We start from the raw sequence: 14,913 nt of genomic DNA on the forward strand, positions 1-14,913 counted from the left end.
GCATGAATATTCGAATACTCGTATACACTTCCCGTCTCAGTCCGTTGACCGACCCAGGAGACCGGTATGGCGTTCAACCTCCGGAACAGGCACTTCCTCAAGGAGACCGACTTCACTCCCCAGGAGTTCCGTCACCTGGTCGATCTCGCTGCGCAGCTGAAGGCCGCCAAGTACGCCGGTACCGAGCAGCCCCGGCTGCGGGGCAAGAACATCGCCCTGATCTTCGCCAAGACCTCCACCCGCACCCGCTGCGCGTTCGAGGTGGCGGCGCACGACCAGGGCGCGTCCACCACTTACCTGGACCCGGCGGGCTCGCAGATGGGGCACAAGGAGTCGGTCAAGGACACCGCCCGCGTGCTGGGCCGGATGTTCGACGGGATCGAGTACCGGGGCGACGGCCAGGAGATCGTCGAGGAACTGGCTGCCCATGCGGGCGTCCCGGTCTGGAACGGCCTGACCGACGAGTGGCACCCGACCCAGATGCTGGCCGACGTGCTCACCATCCAGGAGCACTCCACCAAGCCGCTGAGCGAGACCACCCTGGTCTACCTCGGTGACGCCCGCTCCAACATGGGCAATTCGCTGCTGGTCACCGGCGCGCTGCTGGGCATGGACATCCGGATCGTCGCCCCGGCGCAGCTGTGGCCGTCGGAGGACGTTCAGAAGACCGCCCACACGCTGGCCGAGGCCAGCGGCGCCCGGGTCACCCTGACCGAGGACGTGGCGGCCGGCGTGGCCGGTGCGGACTTCCTGTACACCGATGTCTGGGTGTCGATGGGTGAGCCCAAGGAGGTCTGGGCCGAGCGGATCGCCCTGCTGAAGCCCTACCAGGTCTCGATGGACACGGTGCGCGCCACCGGAAACCCGGCGGTCAAGTTCCTGCACTGTCTGCCCGCGTACCACGACCTCGGCACCGAGATCGGTCGGCAGATGTTCGAGTTGACCGGCATGTCCGAGTTGGAGTGCACCGACGAACTCTTCGAATCGGCGCACTCCGTGGTCTTCGACCAGGCCGAGAACCGCCTGCACACCATCAAGGCCGTGATGGTGGCGACCCTCGGCTCCTGATCACCTCTTCTGACCGCCGGGCCGGACGCCGGTCAGAAGTCGACGTTCACACAGCCGACCCGGTCGGTGGGGGCGTGCGATCCGGCGTCGGGGCCGGCGTGCAGCACCAGCGAGTGCGCACCGTCGGGGCGGAACGCCCAGGGGACGGCCGCCGAGGCGTCGCCGGCCCCGCCGGGATCGGTGCGTACGGTCATCCGTACCTCGTTGTCCCCGGCGTCCGAGCCCGCCACGTGCTGGTAGTGCGGGCCGGACGCCGCCGGGTCGGAGCCGCAGTGGCCGGTGTGCACGTGCGCCGGGAACTCGTGCGGGCCCGTCACCCCGGCGACCTCCACCGCGACGGTCGTCCGGCCCGCCTCGCGGTGGACGGTGACCCGCACCTGCGCGCCGTACGGCACCAGTTCGGGTGCGTGGGTGATCGCCTTGGCGGGGACGATGCCGTTCGCGCGGTCGAACTGGGCGTCCACCACCTGGTCGGGGACGGCCCCAACGGCTGTCGCACCGGGACGGAATGCCGGGCCGGGGGCGGGGACTTCGGGCGGGCCGATCGGCAGCAGGGTGAGCGGCACCAGCAGTGCGCCGGCGGCGGAGGACAGGGGCATCGCGAACCTTCCGACAGACCGTCAGGGAACACCGCTCACCGTGGCCGCCGGTGACCCCGCCGCGCACGCCGCCGTGCCGGACCGCCGCCCGCAACCACCCGTACGAGAACGCAGGCCTACGAGAACGCTGGCCATGGCGCGGTCCGGACCGGCCGGAGGTCTCAGCCGGTGGCGGTGATGCCGCGGATCTCGCAGCGCGGCCCGCTGGCGCGCATCAGCCGCAGGTCGGCGGTGATCAGCGGGGCGCCGCAGTGCTCGGCGACCGCGACGTAGGCGGCGTCGTCCGGGGTCAGGTTGTCCTTGAGCTCCCAGATCCGGCCGAGCAGAGGGGCGATCTCCACCTTGCGGATCGTCAGCTCCGGCAGCCGCCGGGCGACGTCGGCCGCCTGCTCGGCCGTCACCTCCTTGGCGAGGTAGAGCCCGCGCAGCGACTGCATCACCTCGATCAGCACATGCTCGGGCGCGACCCAGTCGGGGTCGGCGGCCAGCGCGGCACGGGCAGCGGCCCCGCGCGGTCCCGGGTCGGCGAGCGAGAGCACCACCGCAGAAGCGTCCACCACGATCACCCGCCCACGGTAGCCCGCCCGTACCGCGGCACTGCGGCGGGGTGCCCAACCGCCGCCCCCACCACGCCGACCCGTGCCCGCCGGTCACCGCTACGGCTCGGGCCCACCGGCCACGCCTACGGCACGGACCTTCCCGGCGTCGCCACCGCGCCCACGGACCCGCCCCCCGCCGAGCCCGCACCCGACGTCTTCGCCTCCACGGCCGCCACTTCCGCCGGACTCAGCGCGGGTTGCCCTGCCAGCCGCTGCTCGGCGTCCTCGGCGAGCCGTCGGTCGATGACGGGTTGCCACCCCGGGAGGAGAACCCACTTCGAGATCTCGTTCTGCGACACCAGCGGCTCGTTCCGACCCGCACCGGTGGAGATCAGGGTGATCATGACGCCGTCGGTCCGTTGGAGTTGCGAAAGGAAGGTGATCCGCTGGGCGTCGTCGCGCCGGGCGATGACCGTGCCGTTCTCGGCCTTGAACGAATCGCATTTCTCGTCCGCGAGTCCGGGGGTGCAGCCGAATACGCCGGTCTGTGGCCGTGACGGGCCGGCGGGGGGTTCCACCTGGAGCATCAGGGTGCCGGTGTGTCCGTTCCTCGGGTCGTGCAGAGAGAGCATGACCGCGGTGCCCGCCTGGAGGTCCGAGGGGGCGACCTTGTTGGTCCAGTAGTCGACGACCAGGCGGGAATCGAGCAGGTCGCCCAGCATGAGCCGGGCTGCAGGGCCGGTGAGCGGCACCCGTTCCGACGGCAGGGTGGTCTCCGGCGTGGGGGTGGCCGTCGTCCTGCCGGCCGTCGCGGTGCCGGCCGAGCCCGGGGGAACGGTGGTGGCGGTGGGCGGGCCGGGGCGCAGCAGCAGTCCGCCGACGAGGCCCAGGCCGGCGACCGCGACGATCACGCCGGTGAGCGTGGCGCGCCGCCGCAGCCGGAGGGACCGTCCCTCGGCGGTGGCCCCGGCGACGAGCAGGCCGAGGTCGGGTGCGGCGTCGCCGATCGCCCGCTCGAAGACGTCGGTCAGCTCCTGTTCGGGCATCGGGGCTCTCGCATTCTGACGGCGCGTCGGTCGGTCCGGCGGGCGGCCGGCGGGCAGGGCGGCCGGGGAGGGGCAGCCGGTGGGCAGGGCGGGGCGGCCGGGTGGCGGGGCCGCCGGGGCGGGGCGGCCGGGGAGGGGCTTGGGCTCGGTCACGACGCCAGGCTGTCCAGGTGCGGGGCGAGCTGGCGGCGCAGCCGGGTGAGGGCGCGCAGCGCGCGGACCCGGACGGTGCCGGGGGCGAGCTGGAGTTCGGCGGCGGTCTCCTCGACGCTGCGGTCCTCCCAGTACCGCAGCACCAGGACGGCCCGGTCCTTGGGCGGCAGTTCGGCGAGTGCGGCGAGCAGGGCGACGCGCAGTGCCGGGTCGCTGTCGGGGGCGGCCTGTTCGGGGAGGAAGTCGAGGCCGGGCAGTTCGCTGCTGCGGCGCAGCCGCCGGTGCGAGAGGTAGCAGCGGAGCAGGACGGTGCGGGCGTAGGCGACGGGGCTGTCGGCCTGTCGGACGCGTCCCCAGGAGGCGTAGATGCGGGCGAGCGCGGTCTGGGTGAGGTCTTCGGCGAGGTGCCAGTCGCCGCAGAGCAGCAGGGCGGTGCGGAACAGTGCGGTGCCGCGGGCGTGCGCGAACTCCTCGAACTCGCGCCGCTCCTCGGCCCGTCGCCGCCCCACCACCATCCGCACCCCTTGTTACATGCCGCGTTCCGGCGGCCCCGTCACTGGATGCGGTGCCGCTCGGTACATAGAAGTCAGATGCCCCGGGGCTGCGGTTGCGTTACAGGATGAGCCGGTGAAGTTTGGACGGAGCCATGCACTATGGTTTATCTCGACATCGAGATACATTCGGCGTTAGACTATATCTTGACGTCAAGATACTTGCCGAGAGGCGCAGGTCCCGCGTTCGGCGGGCCTTCCATCATCGGCCGGTAAGCGGCGGCCGTCAGGTTAGCCAAGGCTTACCTTATCACCGGGTGGACCAAGAAGGAGTCAGTCGTGTCCGCGAACAGCTTCGACGCCCGCAGCTCGCTGCAGGTGGGCGACGAGTCGTACGAGATCTTCAAGCTCTCCGCCGTCGAGGGTTCCGAGCGGCTGCCGTACAGCCTCAAGGTCCTGCTGGAGAACCTGCTCCGCACCGAGGACGGCGCGAATATCACCGCCGACCACATCCGCGCGCTGGGCGGCTGGGACCCGACGGCCGAGCCGTCCGAGGAGATCCAGTTCACCCCGGCCCGCGTGATCATGCAGGACTTCACCGGCGTTCCCTGCGTGGTCGACCTGGCCACCATGCGTGAGGCCGTGAAGGAGCTGGGCGGCGACCCGTCCAAGATCAACCCGCTGGCGCCGGCCGAGCTGGTCATCGACCACTCCGTCATCGCCGACAAGTTCGGCACCCCGGACGCCTTCGTCCAGAACGTCGAGATCGAGTACGGCCGCAACAAGGAGCGCTACCAGTTCCTGCGCTGGGGCCAGACCGCGTTCGACGAGTTCAAGGTCGTCCCGCCCGGCACCGGCATCGTCCACCAGGTCAACATCGAGCACCTGGCCCGCACCGTCATGGTCCGCAACGGCCAGGCGTACCCGGACACCTGCGTCGGCACCGACTCGCACACCACCATGGTCAACGGCCTGGGCGTGCTGGGCTGGGGCGTCGGCGGCATCGAGGCAGAGGCCGCGATGCTCGGCCAGCCGGTCTCGATGCTGATCCCGCGCGTGGTGGGCTTCAAGCTCAACGGCCAGCTGCCGGCCGGCACCACCGCCACCGACCTGGTGCTCACCATCACCGAGATGCTGCGCAAGCACGGTGTGGTCGGCAAGTTCGTCGAGTTCTACGGCGAGGGCGTCACCTCGATCCCGCTGGCGAACCGCGCCACCATCGGCAACATGTCGCCGGAGTTCGGCTCGACCTGCGCGATCTTCCCGATCGACGCCGAGACCATCAACTACCTGAAGCTCACCGGCCGTGACGAGCAGCAGCTCGCCCTGGTCGAGGCGTACGCCAAGGAGCAGGGCCTCTGGCACGACCCGTCGGTCGAGCCGGTCTTCTCCGAGTACCTGGAGCTGGACGTCTCCACCGTCGTCCCGTCGATCTCCGGCCCGAAGCGCCCGCAGGACCGCGTGATCCTGGCCGAGGCCGCCGAGAAGTTCGGCGAGGCGCTGCCGACCTACTCCGCCGAGGCCTCGAAGCCGACCGCCGTCACCGCGGCCGACGGCTCGTCCTACGAGATCGACAACGGCGCGGTCGTGATCGCCTCGATCACCTCCTGCACCAACACCTCCAACCCCTCCGTCATGCTGGGCGCCGCCCTGCTGGCGAAGAAGGCCGTGGAGAAGGGCCTCACGGTCAAGCCGTGGGTCAAGACCACCCTGGCGCCCGGCTCCAAGGTCGTCATGGACTACTACGAGAAGGCCGGCCTGCTCCCGTACATGGAGAAGCTGGGCTTCAACCTGGTCGGCTACGGCTGCGTCACCTGCATCGGCAACTCGGGCCCGCTGCCCGAGGAGGTCTCCGCCGCGGTGAACGAGTCCGACCTGGCGGTCGTCTCGGTGCTCTCCGGCAACCGCAACTTCGAGGGCCGGATCAACCCGGACGTCAAGATGAACTACCTGGCGTCCCCGCCGCTGGTGGTCGCCTACGCCCTCGCCGGCAACATGAACATCGACCTGACCCGGGACGCGCTGGGCCAGGACGCCGACGGCAACGACGTCTTCCTCGCCGACATCTGGCCGTCCGAGCAGGAGGTCGCCAACGCGGTCGCCGGCTCGATCGACGAGGCCATGTTCGACAAGGGCTACCAGGACGTCTTCGCCGGCGACCACCGCTGGCAGTCGCTCCCGGTCCCGACCGGCAACACCTTCGAGTGGGACGCCGAGTCCACCTACGTCCGCAAGCCCCCGTACTTCGAGGGCATGGCCAAGACCCCGAGCCCGGTGACCGACATCGCCGGTGCCCGCGTGCTGGCCAAGCTGGGCGACTCGGTCACCACCGACCACATCTCCCCGGCCGGCAACATCAAGCCGGGCACCCCGGCGGCGCAGTACCTCACCGAGCACGGTGTGGAGAAGCGTGACTTCAACTCCTACGGCTCGCGCCGTGGCAACCACGAGGTCATGATCCGCGGCACCTTCGCCAACATCCGCCTGCGCAACCAGATCGCGCCGGGCACCGAGGGCGGCTACACCCGCGACTTCACCCAGGCCGACGCTCCGGTGTCGTTCATCTACGACGCCTCGCAGAACTACCAGGCCGCGGGCATCCCGCTGGTGGTCCTGGCCGGCAAGGAGTACGGCTCCGGCTCGTCCCGCGACTGGGCGGCCAAGGGCACCGCGCTGCTCGGCGTCAAGGCCGTCATCGCCGAGTCCTACGAGCGCATCCACCGCTCCAACCTGATCGGCATGGGCGTCCTGCCGCTGCAGTTCCCGGCCGGCCAGAACGCCGACTCGCTGGGCCTGACCGGTGAGGAGACCTTCGAGTTCACCGGTGTCACCGAGCTGAACGAGGGCCGCACTCCGAAGACCGTCAAGGTCAAGGCTGGTGCGGTCGAGTTCGACGCCGTGGTGCGCATCGACACCCCCGGTGAGGCGGACTACTACCGCAACGGCGGCATCCTGCAGTACGTGCTGCGCAGCCTGATTGGCTGACAGTAGGTCGGAAGAGCCGCACCGTTCCCGCAAGGGACGGTGCGGCTCTTTGCCATTTCTTGGAGGAATCCGGCCACCCTCTTGTGCGGCGCCCGTCAGGTGGACTAGACCTCTCCATCAGCACTTGGTCCATACCAATTGACGCCGAATCGGAGAGATGCTCGGAATGACCAGACGAACCTCCGCACTCCTCGCCGCCGCCACCATCGGTGCCCTGCTCGTCTCCCCGGCCACCGCGCACGCCGACCAGCAGGGAAAGCGCCTGAGCGGTCAGCGGGTCGGCTACTTCACCCAGTGGGGCATCTACAGCGGGTTCTCCGCCAAGAAGGTCCAGGACAGCGGCCAGGCCGGCAAGCTGACCGTGCTCAACTACGCCTTCGGCAACGTCTCCGCCGACGGCACCTGCTTCGAGGCGAACGAGGCCGGGGCGGGCGACGCCTGGGCCGACTACCAGCGGCCGGTGAGCGCCGAGGAGTCGGTGGACGGCGTGGCCGACGCCCCGGACCAGGCGCTCAAGGGCAACTTCAACCAGCTGCGCAAGCTGAAGGCGAAGAACCCGCAGCTGCGGGCGGTGATCTCGCTGGGCGGCTGGAGCTGGTCCAAGCACTTCTCGGACGCGGCGCTCACCGACGCCTCCCGGAAGAAGTTCGTCTCCTCCTGCATCGACCTCTACGTCAAGGGCAACCTGCCGCAGCTGGGCTCCGCCGAGGGCGGCGTGGGCGCCGGCGCGGGAGTGTTCGACGGCATCGACATCGACTGGGAGTACCCGGGCAGCCCGGGCGACGACGGCAACGTGGTGCGTCCCGAGGACGGGCGGAACTTCACCCTGCTGATGCAGGAGTTCCGCACCCAGCTGGACGCGCTGTCCGGCAGGAAGGGCCCGCACCACCTGCTGACCGCCGCGGTGCCGGCCGGTGAGTCCGCGATCGACAAGTTCGAGATCGACAAGGTCGCCGAGCCGGTGGACTGGCTGAACCTGATGGCCTACGAGCTGCACGGCCCGTGGGAGACCAAGGGCCCGACCAACCACGAGTCCAACCTGTACTCCGACCCGAACGACCCCACCGGGCTGCGGCTGAGCGTGGACCGGCTGGTCGGCACCTACACGGACCGCGGCCTGCCGTCCAGGAAGGCCGTGGTGGGCGTCCCGCTCTACGGCTTCGGCTGGACGGGCGTGCCCGGTGGCCCGCGCGGCAATGGCCTGTACCAGTCGGCCACCGGCCTGGCCCGCGGCGGCACCCTGGCCTACAAGCAGATCAAGGACCTGCCCGGCACGGTCTACAGCGACCGGGCGCACGGGGTGAGCTGGAAGTACGACGGCACCGACTTCTGGACGTACGACACCCCGGAGATGGCGACCGCCAAGGCCCGCTACGTCCGGGAGAACGACCTGGGCGGGGTGATGGTCTGGTCGCTGGACGGTGACGACGCCCAGGGCGGCATGATCGCCGCGCTGGACAAGGGGCTTCGGGACAACTGAGACTGAGGGCCCGTCAGGGCGCTCACCGCGCGCAGCTTTGCCGTTACGGTTCCCTAACGTGATGCGCAAAGCTGCGCATTTCTATGTTCAAACGAACATAACCGCGCTAGATTCGCGATCAGGTCTGGCGCGGACACGTAATGTGCAGGGTCCCTGCACATTGCACATGCTGCACCGCCGACAACGCTTTGACTGTCAGGTTTGTTATCAGACCGGCGGCCTATTGCTGTCAGATGAACAGTGGACTATACCTTTGCGCATCATCACACCGCCTCTGACCGGCATATTCGCCGCTGGGCACCTTTCGGGCCACGAAAGTTGACGCGACGTCAGCTTTGGCTCACATCTTCTGGAACTGAGGGGTTAGGGCACGCATGGGCTCTGCAACTGAGTACAACCGCCGCGACCTGTTCAAGCGCGCGGCCGCGATCACCGTCCTGGCGGCCGGCAGCAGCTCGCTGCTCGCGGCCTGTGCCGGCGGTACCGGGAGCTCCGACAAGGGCACCAAGGCGGCGGGTGGCTTCAACCTGAGCGACGCCAAGAACCCGTTCGGGGTCAAGGACTCCGACGGCCTCGAGGTCTTCATCTTCGACGGCGGCTACGGCAACGAGTACGCCAAGGCGTTCGAGGCGATCTACTCGAAGCAGTACCCCGGTGCGAAGGTCAACCACCAGGCCGACAAGGACGTCACCGGCAAGCTCCAGCCGCGATTCAACGCCGGTTCCCCGCCGGACGTCATCGACGACTCGGGTGCCAAGCAGATGAAGCTGGACGTCCTCGCGGACTCCAACCAGCTCACCGACCTGGCCCCGCTGCTGGACGCGCCGTACATCGACGACCCGTCGAAGAAGGTCCGCGATGTGCTGATGCCCGGCACCGTCGAGTCCGGCACGGTCAAGGGCAAGGTCTACAACCTGTCCTACGTGTACACGGTCTGGGGCTGGTGGTACTCCGGCAAGCTGTTCAAGGACAACGGCTGGACCGCGCCGAAGACTTGGGCCGAGTTCATCACCCTGTGCGAGCAGATCAAGGCCAAGGGCATCGCCCCGGTCGCGCACCAGGGCAAGTACCCGTACTACATCAACGTCGTCATGATGGACATGATCGCCAAGCAGGGCGGCCTGGACCTCATGAAGCGGATCGACGCCCTCGACGCCGCCGCGTGGGACGACCCGGCCGTGAAGACCGTGGTCGAGGCGTTCTACCAGGTCGTCGACAAGGACTTCCTGCTCCCCGGCACCAACGGCATGACCCACACCGAGTCGCAGACGGCGTGGAACCAGTACAAGGCCGCGTTCATCCCGTCCGGCTCCTGGCTGGAGAACGAGCAGCTGCCGACCACCCCGGCCGACTTCGACATGAAGTTCCTGCCGATGCCGTCGCTGCCCGGTGACAAGCTGCCCTTCGAGGCCATCCGCGCCGGTGCCGGTGAGCCGTTCATCGTTCCGTCGAAGGCCAAGAACGTGGCCGGCGGCCTGGAGTTCCTGCGGATGATGCTGACCAAGGAGGCCTCGGGCAAGTTCGCCCAGACCGCCAACAGCCTCACCTGCCTCAAGGACGGTGTCGGCCCGGAGGTCCAGCTGAAGCCGGGCACCGCCTCCACCGTGGTGGCGCTGAAGGCCGCGGCCGCGAACACCTTCAACTTCCAGTACCCGAACACCGCTTCGAAGTTCGACGAGGACCTGCAGAACGCCTCCGGCGAGCTGATGGCCAAGCGCATCGGTCCCGACGAGTGGATCAAGCGCGCCAAGGAGTCGGCCTCCAAGAACAAGACCGCCTGATCGGTCACTCGATCAACGCACCGGGGGCGTCGAGGCGCCCCCGGTGCGTCTTCCTGACGGACAGGAGAAGTGGCCATGCGTCACGGCAAGTACCCCTTCATCGTGGGGTTCCTCTTCCTTCCGATCGTGCTGTACGTCGGCCTGGTGCTCTGGCCCTACGCGCAGACCTTCGGATACTCCCTGACCAACTGGTCCGGGGCGAGCCAGGAGATGGATTTCGTCGGCCTGGACAACTACACGAAACTCCTCGATGACGAGGTCTTCGCCGGTGCCCTCTGGCACAACCTGATGCTGCTGATCCTGCTCCCGGTCGTCACCATCCTGATCGCGCTGTTCTTCGCCTTCATGCTGAACGTCGGTGGCAAGGGCGGCACCGGCGGTGTGCAGGGCGTCAAGGGCGCGGCCTTCTACAAGGTCGTCTTCTTCTTCCCGCAGGTGCTGTCGATCGCCATCCTCGCCGTGCTCTGGCAGGCGGTGTACCGCACCGACCAGTCCGGCCTGGCCAACGGCATCCTGATCAAGCTCGGCCTGGCCACCGTGAACGACCCGGTGCAGTGGCTGTCCGACCCCGACCTGGTCATGTGGTGCGTGCTGGCGGTGCTGGTCTGGTCCGGCGTCGGCTTCTACCTGGTGCTGTTCTCGGCCGCCATGCAGGGCATCCCGAAGGACATCTACGAGGCCGCCCTGCTGGACGGCGCCAAGCGCGGCCAGACCTTCTTCAAGATCACGCTGCCGCTGCTCTGGGAGACCGTCCAGACCGCCTGGGTCTACCTGGCCATCGTCGCCATGGACGCCTTCGCGCTGGTCGCCTCGATCACCCCCGGCGCGTACTTCGGCGGTGGTCCCGACCACCACAGCGAGCTCATCTCGACCTACCTGATGCGCAACTTCCTGCGCAACGGTGAGGCGGGCTACGCCTGTGCGATGGGTGTGGTGATCTTCTTCTTCACCCTCATTCTGACCGTCGTCTCGCTGTGGGCCACCAAGCGCGACAAGATCGAGTACTGAGCGGGGACCGGACATGACCACTCTCGACAAGACCGCGAGCGTCCCCGGTCAGCGCGGCACCAAGCCCACGCCGGGCAAGGACCAGCGCTTCGCCGACGGCGGCGGCGTGCTGAACGTCTTCTCGCACGGCTTCCTGGCCATCTGGGCCGTCCTGATCGTCCTGCCGCTGATCTGGGTGGTGCTCGGCTCGTTCAAGACCGACGCGCAGATCAACGGCTCGGCCTGGAGCTGGCCGGCGCACTGGGGCTTCGACGCCTTCAGCCGCGCCTGGTCCAAGGGCATCGGCGGCTTCTTCACCAACACGATCATCGTGCTGCTGGGCTCCGTCACCCTGACCATGCTGCTCGGCTCGATGGCCGCCTACGTGCTGGCCCGCTACGAGTTCAAGGGCAACCGGTTCATCTACTACCTGTTCGTCGCGGGTTCGATGTTCCCGGTGTACCTGGCCCTGGTGCCGCTGTTCTTCATGGTCCGCAACCTCGGTGAGATCTCGCCGTACCTCGGCCTGAACAGCTACGCCGGCCTGATCCTGGTGTACGTCGCCTACTCGCTGCCGTTCACCGTGTTCTTCATGTACTCGTTCTTCCGCACCCTGCCGAGCGCGGTGCACGAGGCCGCGATGCTGGACGGCTGCTCGCACACCCGGACGTTCTTCCAGATCATGGTGCCGATGGCCAAGCCCGGCCTGATCAGCGTGGGCATCTTCAACGTGCTCGGCCAGTGGAACCAGTACATCCTGCCGGTCACCCTGATGCAGCCCACCACGGCCGGCGAGGCCGACCACTCGATGCTCGCCCAGGGCCTGGTCAACCTGGCCCTGCAGTCCGGCTACAAGAGCGACGCCCCGGCGCTGTTCGCCGGTATGACGATCGCGATGCTGCCGGTGCTGGTGGTGTACCTGTCCTTCCAGCGCCAGGTCCAGGCCGGTCTGACCTCCGCCACCCTCAAGTAGCGGACGCCGCACGGCAGAAGGCCCGGCCGCCGTTCCGAATCGGAGCGGCGGCCGGGCCGTTGTGCGCGGAATCGCTACTGGATGTCGCAGGCCTGCGCGCGCAGCGCCCGGGCCAGGTCGTCGCGGCACTCCAGCACCAGGCGGCGCAGCGCGGGGGCGGCGTCCTGGTGGGCGGTCAGCCAGTCGTCGGTGGCCGCCAGCGTCTCGGGCGTGGTCTGGTAGCGCGGGTAGAAGCCGCCGACGATCCGCATCGCGATCTCGATCGAGCGGTCCGCCCAGATCGACTCCAGCATCTCGAAGTACGGCTCGGCGTAGGAGGCCGTCAGCTCGCGCTGCCCGGCCTGGTTGAAGCCGGCGATCTGCGCCTCGACCAGGGCGTTGGGCAGTTCGTCGGAGTCGACCACGGCGGACCAGGCGGCGGCCTTGGCGCCCGGGGTGGGCAGCGCGGCCAGGCACTCGGTGTGCTGGCGGCGGCCGCTGGCGGTGTTGTCGCGGGCCAGTTCGGCGGCCAGCTCCTCGGTGTCGGCCGCGCCGTTGGCGGCGAGGGACAGCCAGAAGTTCCAGCGCAGTTCCTGGTCCACCGTCAGGCCGTCGATCCGGGCGGTGTCCTCCAGCAGGCCGCGCAGCAGCCGCAGGTGGTCGGCGCGCTCGGCGGTGTCGGCGAGGAAGCGGGCCCAGGCGAGCTGGTGGTCGCTGCCGGGGGCGGCCTGCGAGAGCTCGCGCAGCGCGACCTCGGCGAGCGCGGTGCCGTACTCGGCGCGGCGGGCCGGGTCGGCGTACACCTGCAGGGCGACGCCGGCCTGGAGGTGCAGGGACTGCAGCACGCCGATGTCGGACTCCCGGCCGGCGAAGCGCTGCACCAGGTCGAGGTAGTCGCGGGTGGGCATCAGCCCGTCCCGGGTCAGGTTCCACACCGCGGACCAGGCCAGCGCCCGGGCCAGGCCGGTCTCGCCGGTGAGGTCGCCGAGGCCGGTGCGCAGGGTCTCCAGCGAGCGCTCGTCGAAGCGGACCTTGCAGTACGTCAGGTCGTCGTCGTTGAGCAGCACCAGCGCGGGCACCGAACGGCCGGCCGCGTCGGCGACCACGGTGCGGGCGCCGGTGACGTCCAGTTCGTAGCGGTCGGTGCGCAGCAGCGCGCCGTCCTCGGCGAGGTCGTACAGGCCGACCGCGATCCGGTGCGGGCGGAGTACCTCGCCGTCCTGGCGGATCGCCAGTTCGGTGATCCGGCCCTCGGCGTCGTACGTGACCTCGGGGGTGAGGGTGTTGACGCCGGAGGTCTGCAGCCAGGCGGCGGACCAGGCGCGCAGGTCGCGGCCGCTGGTCTCCTCCAGGGCGTCCAGCAGGTCGCCGAGGACGGTGTTGCCGAAGGCGTGCTTCTTGAAGTACCGGCGGGCGCCCTCGAAGAACGCGTCCCGGCCGACGTAGGCGACCAGCTGCTTGAGGACGGACGCGCCCTTGGCGTAGGTGATGCCGTCGAAGTTGAGCTTGGCGTCCTCGAGGTCGCGGATGTCCGCGGTGATCGGGTGGGTGGTGGGGAACTGGTCCTGCCGGTACGCCCAGGCCTTGCGGCGGTTGGCGAAGGTGATCCAGGCGGAGCGGTACTTGGTGGCCTCGATCTGCGCGAACGAGCCCATGAAGTCGGCGAACGACTCCTTCAGCCACAGGTCGTCCCACCACTTCATGGTGACCAGGTCGCCGAACCACATGTGCGCCATCTCGTGCAGGATCACGTTGGCGCGGGCCTCGTAGGCGGCCTCGGTGACCTTCGAGCGGTAGATGAACTCCTCGCGGAAGGTCACGCAGCCCGGGTTCTCCATCGCGCCGATGTTGTACTCGGGGACGAAGCACTGGTCGTACTTGCCGAACGGGTACGGGTAGTCGAACTCGTCGTGGAAGAAGTCCAGGCCCTGCTTGGTGACGGCGAGGATCTCGTCGGCGTCGAAGTACGGGGCCAGCGAGCGGCGGCAGGTGGTGGCGAGCGGGATCTCCAGCACGGTGCCGTCGGGCAGTTCGCGCGAGTAGTGGTCGCGCACCACGTGGTACGGGCCGGCCACCACGGCGGTGAGGTAGGTGGAGATCGGCTTGGTCGGCGCGAACTCCCAGGTGCGGGTGGAGCCTTCCTCGGTGACGCGCTCGTGCACGGCGTTGGCGTACACGTCCCACGCGGCCGGGGCGGTCACGGTGAAGCTGAACGGGGCCTTCAGGTCGGGCTGTTCGAAGTTGGCGAACACCCGGCGGGCGTCGGCCGGCTCGTAGTGGGTGTACAGGTAGGTCTCGCCGTCCACCGGGTCGACGAAGCGGTGCAGGCCCTCGCCGGTGCGGCTGTAGGCGCACTCGGCGACCACCGTCAGCTCGTTGTGGGCGGCGAGCTCCGGCAGTGCGACCCGGGCGCCGTCGAACACCTCGGCCGGGTCCAGCCGGCGCCCGTTCAGCTCGACGGAGACCACCTCGGGGGCGAGCAGGTCGGCGAAGCTGGACGCGCCCGGGGTGGCGCAGTCGAAGGAAATCCGGGTGGTGGAACGGAAGGTGGGCCGGCCGGGGTCGGCCGCCGCACTCACGTCCAGGTGGACGCGGTAGCTCTCCACCCGGATGATCCCGGCCCGGTCGCGGGCCTCCTCACGGCTCAGGTTCTTGCCCGGCACGGCGGTACTCCTCTGTACGGAACACACGGCTTTGGGGGTGTTCATGGCACCCCGTCGGGGGCATCCTTTCACGCCGTTCCCACGGTGCCATTGCACTGGGCGAGGAATCATCACACTGGGGCCGGAGTTGCCGTTCGGAGGGGGCGACGCCCCCGCAACTCCCGATCGC

At 69.1% G+C, this 14,913-nt stretch carries 11 protein-coding genes; 6 read left to right on the forward strand and 5 right to left on the reverse strand.

The annotated features are described in order from the left end of the window. Positions 1 to 66: 66 nt before the first annotated feature. On the forward strand, positions 67 to 1,068 hold the full coding sequence (gene argF / locus ACFYS8_RS21265; RefSeq protein WP_387643068.1) for an ornithine carbamoyltransferase: 1,002 nt from the start codon (positions 67 to 69) through the stop codon (positions 1,066 to 1,068). Between the two features lie 32 nt (positions 1,069 to 1,100). Here argF and ACFYS8_RS21270 read toward each other — a convergent pair whose 3' ends face one another. From ACFYS8_RS21270 to ACFYS8_RS21285, 4 genes are all read right to left on the reverse strand, one after another. Further along, positions 1,101 to 1,667, reverse strand: a complete 567-nt coding sequence (locus ACFYS8_RS21270; protein WP_387643069.1) for a hypothetical protein — start codon at positions 1,665 to 1,667, stop codon at positions 1,101 to 1,103. A 161-nt stretch (positions 1,668 to 1,828) separates the two neighbouring features. After that, positions 1,829 to 2,233, reverse strand: a complete 405-nt coding sequence (locus ACFYS8_RS21275; protein ID WP_387643070.1) for a type II toxin-antitoxin system VapC family toxin — start codon at positions 2,231 to 2,233, stop codon at positions 1,829 to 1,831. Positions 2,234 to 2,349: 116 nt separating this feature from the next. Then, positions 2,350 to 3,405, reverse strand: a complete 1,056-nt coding sequence (locus ACFYS8_RS21280; protein ID WP_387643071.1) for a hypothetical protein — start codon at positions 3,403 to 3,405, stop codon at positions 2,350 to 2,352. After that, a complete protein-coding gene (locus ACFYS8_RS21285; RefSeq protein ID WP_387643072.1) occupies positions 3,402 to 3,920 on the reverse strand; it encodes a SigE family RNA polymerase sigma factor in 519 nt (172 codons plus the stop codon). Before ACFYS8_RS21285 ends, ACFYS8_RS21280 begins: the two co-directional genes overlap by 4 nt. 315 nt (positions 3,921 to 4,235) lie before the next feature. On the opposite strand from ACFYS8_RS21285, the gene acnA reads away from it, so the two are divergent. From acnA to ACFYS8_RS21310, 5 genes are all read left to right on the forward strand, one after another. Further along, positions 4,236 to 6,881 (forward strand): aconitate hydratase AcnA, encoded by a 2,646-nt coding sequence (acnA, locus tag ACFYS8_RS21290; RefSeq protein ID WP_387643073.1) that lies wholly within the window; start codon positions 4,236 to 4,238, stop codon positions 6,879 to 6,881. 166 nt (positions 6,882 to 7,047) lie between these two features. After that, positions 7,048 to 8,361 carry a glycoside hydrolase family 18 protein gene (locus ACFYS8_RS21295; RefSeq protein ID WP_387643074.1) on the forward strand — a complete coding sequence of 438 codons (1,314 nt, stop codon included), beginning with the start codon at positions 7,048 to 7,050 and terminating at the stop codon, positions 8,359 to 8,361. Positions 8,362 to 8,735: 374 nt separating this feature from the next. Further along, positions 8,736 to 10,142, forward strand: coding sequence for an N-acetylglucosamine/diacetylchitobiose ABC transporter substrate-binding protein (gene ngcE / locus ACFYS8_RS21300; protein ID WP_387643075.1), 1,407 nt, complete (start codon positions 8,736 to 8,738; stop codon positions 10,140 to 10,142). A gap of 75 nt (positions 10,143 to 10,217) precedes the next feature. Further along, positions 10,218 to 11,150 carry a carbohydrate ABC transporter permease gene (locus tag ACFYS8_RS21305; protein WP_387643076.1) on the forward strand — a complete coding sequence of 311 codons (933 nt, stop codon included), beginning with the start codon at positions 10,218 to 10,220 and terminating at the stop codon, positions 11,148 to 11,150. Positions 11,151 to 11,163: 13 nt separating this feature from the next. Then, positions 11,164 to 12,102 (forward strand): carbohydrate ABC transporter permease, encoded by a 939-nt coding sequence (locus tag ACFYS8_RS21310; RefSeq protein WP_387643077.1) that lies wholly within the window; start codon positions 11,164 to 11,166, stop codon positions 12,100 to 12,102. 74 nt (positions 12,103 to 12,176) lie between these two features. Here the strand turns inward: ACFYS8_RS21310 and pepN are convergent, their stop codons facing one another. Beyond that, the gene (gene pepN / locus ACFYS8_RS21315) at positions 12,177 to 14,744 is read right to left on the reverse strand and encodes an aminopeptidase N (RefSeq protein WP_387643078.1); all 2,568 of its coding nucleotides are present in this window, start codon (positions 14,742 to 14,744) and stop codon (positions 12,177 to 12,179) included. Positions 14,745 to 14,913: the final 169 nt, after the last annotated feature.

The organism is Kitasatospora sp. NPDC004615 (assembly GCF_042873545.1).
Lineage (GTDB): Bacteria > Actinomycetota > Actinomycetes > Streptomycetales > Streptomycetaceae > Kitasatospora.

Bases quoted from the DNA above. Each gene is read 5' to 3' on its own strand.
- ngcE (WP_387643075.1), top strand. From the start codon at position 8,736: ATGGGCTCTGCAACTGAGTACAACCGCCGCGACCTGTTCAAGCGCGCG.
- ACFYS8_RS21285 (WP_387643072.1), bottom strand. From the start codon at position 3,920: ATGGTGGTGGGGCGGCGACGGGCCGAGGAGCGGCGCGAGTTCGAGGAG.
- argF (WP_387643068.1), top strand. From the start codon at position 67: ATGGCGTTCAACCTCCGGAACAGGCACTTCCTCAAGGAGACCGACTTC.
- ACFYS8_RS21310 (WP_387643077.1), top strand. From the start codon at position 11,164: ATGACCACTCTCGACAAGACCGCGAGCGTCCCCGGTCAGCGCGGCACC.
- ACFYS8_RS21295 (WP_387643074.1), top strand. From the start codon at position 7,048: ATGACCAGACGAACCTCCGCACTCCTCGCCGCCGCCACCATCGGTGCC.
- ACFYS8_RS21270 (WP_387643069.1), bottom strand. From the start codon at position 1,667: ATGCCCCTGTCCTCCGCCGCCGGCGCACTGCTGGTGCCGCTCACCCTG.
- ACFYS8_RS21305 (WP_387643076.1), top strand. From the start codon at position 10,218: ATGCGTCACGGCAAGTACCCCTTCATCGTGGGGTTCCTCTTCCTTCCG.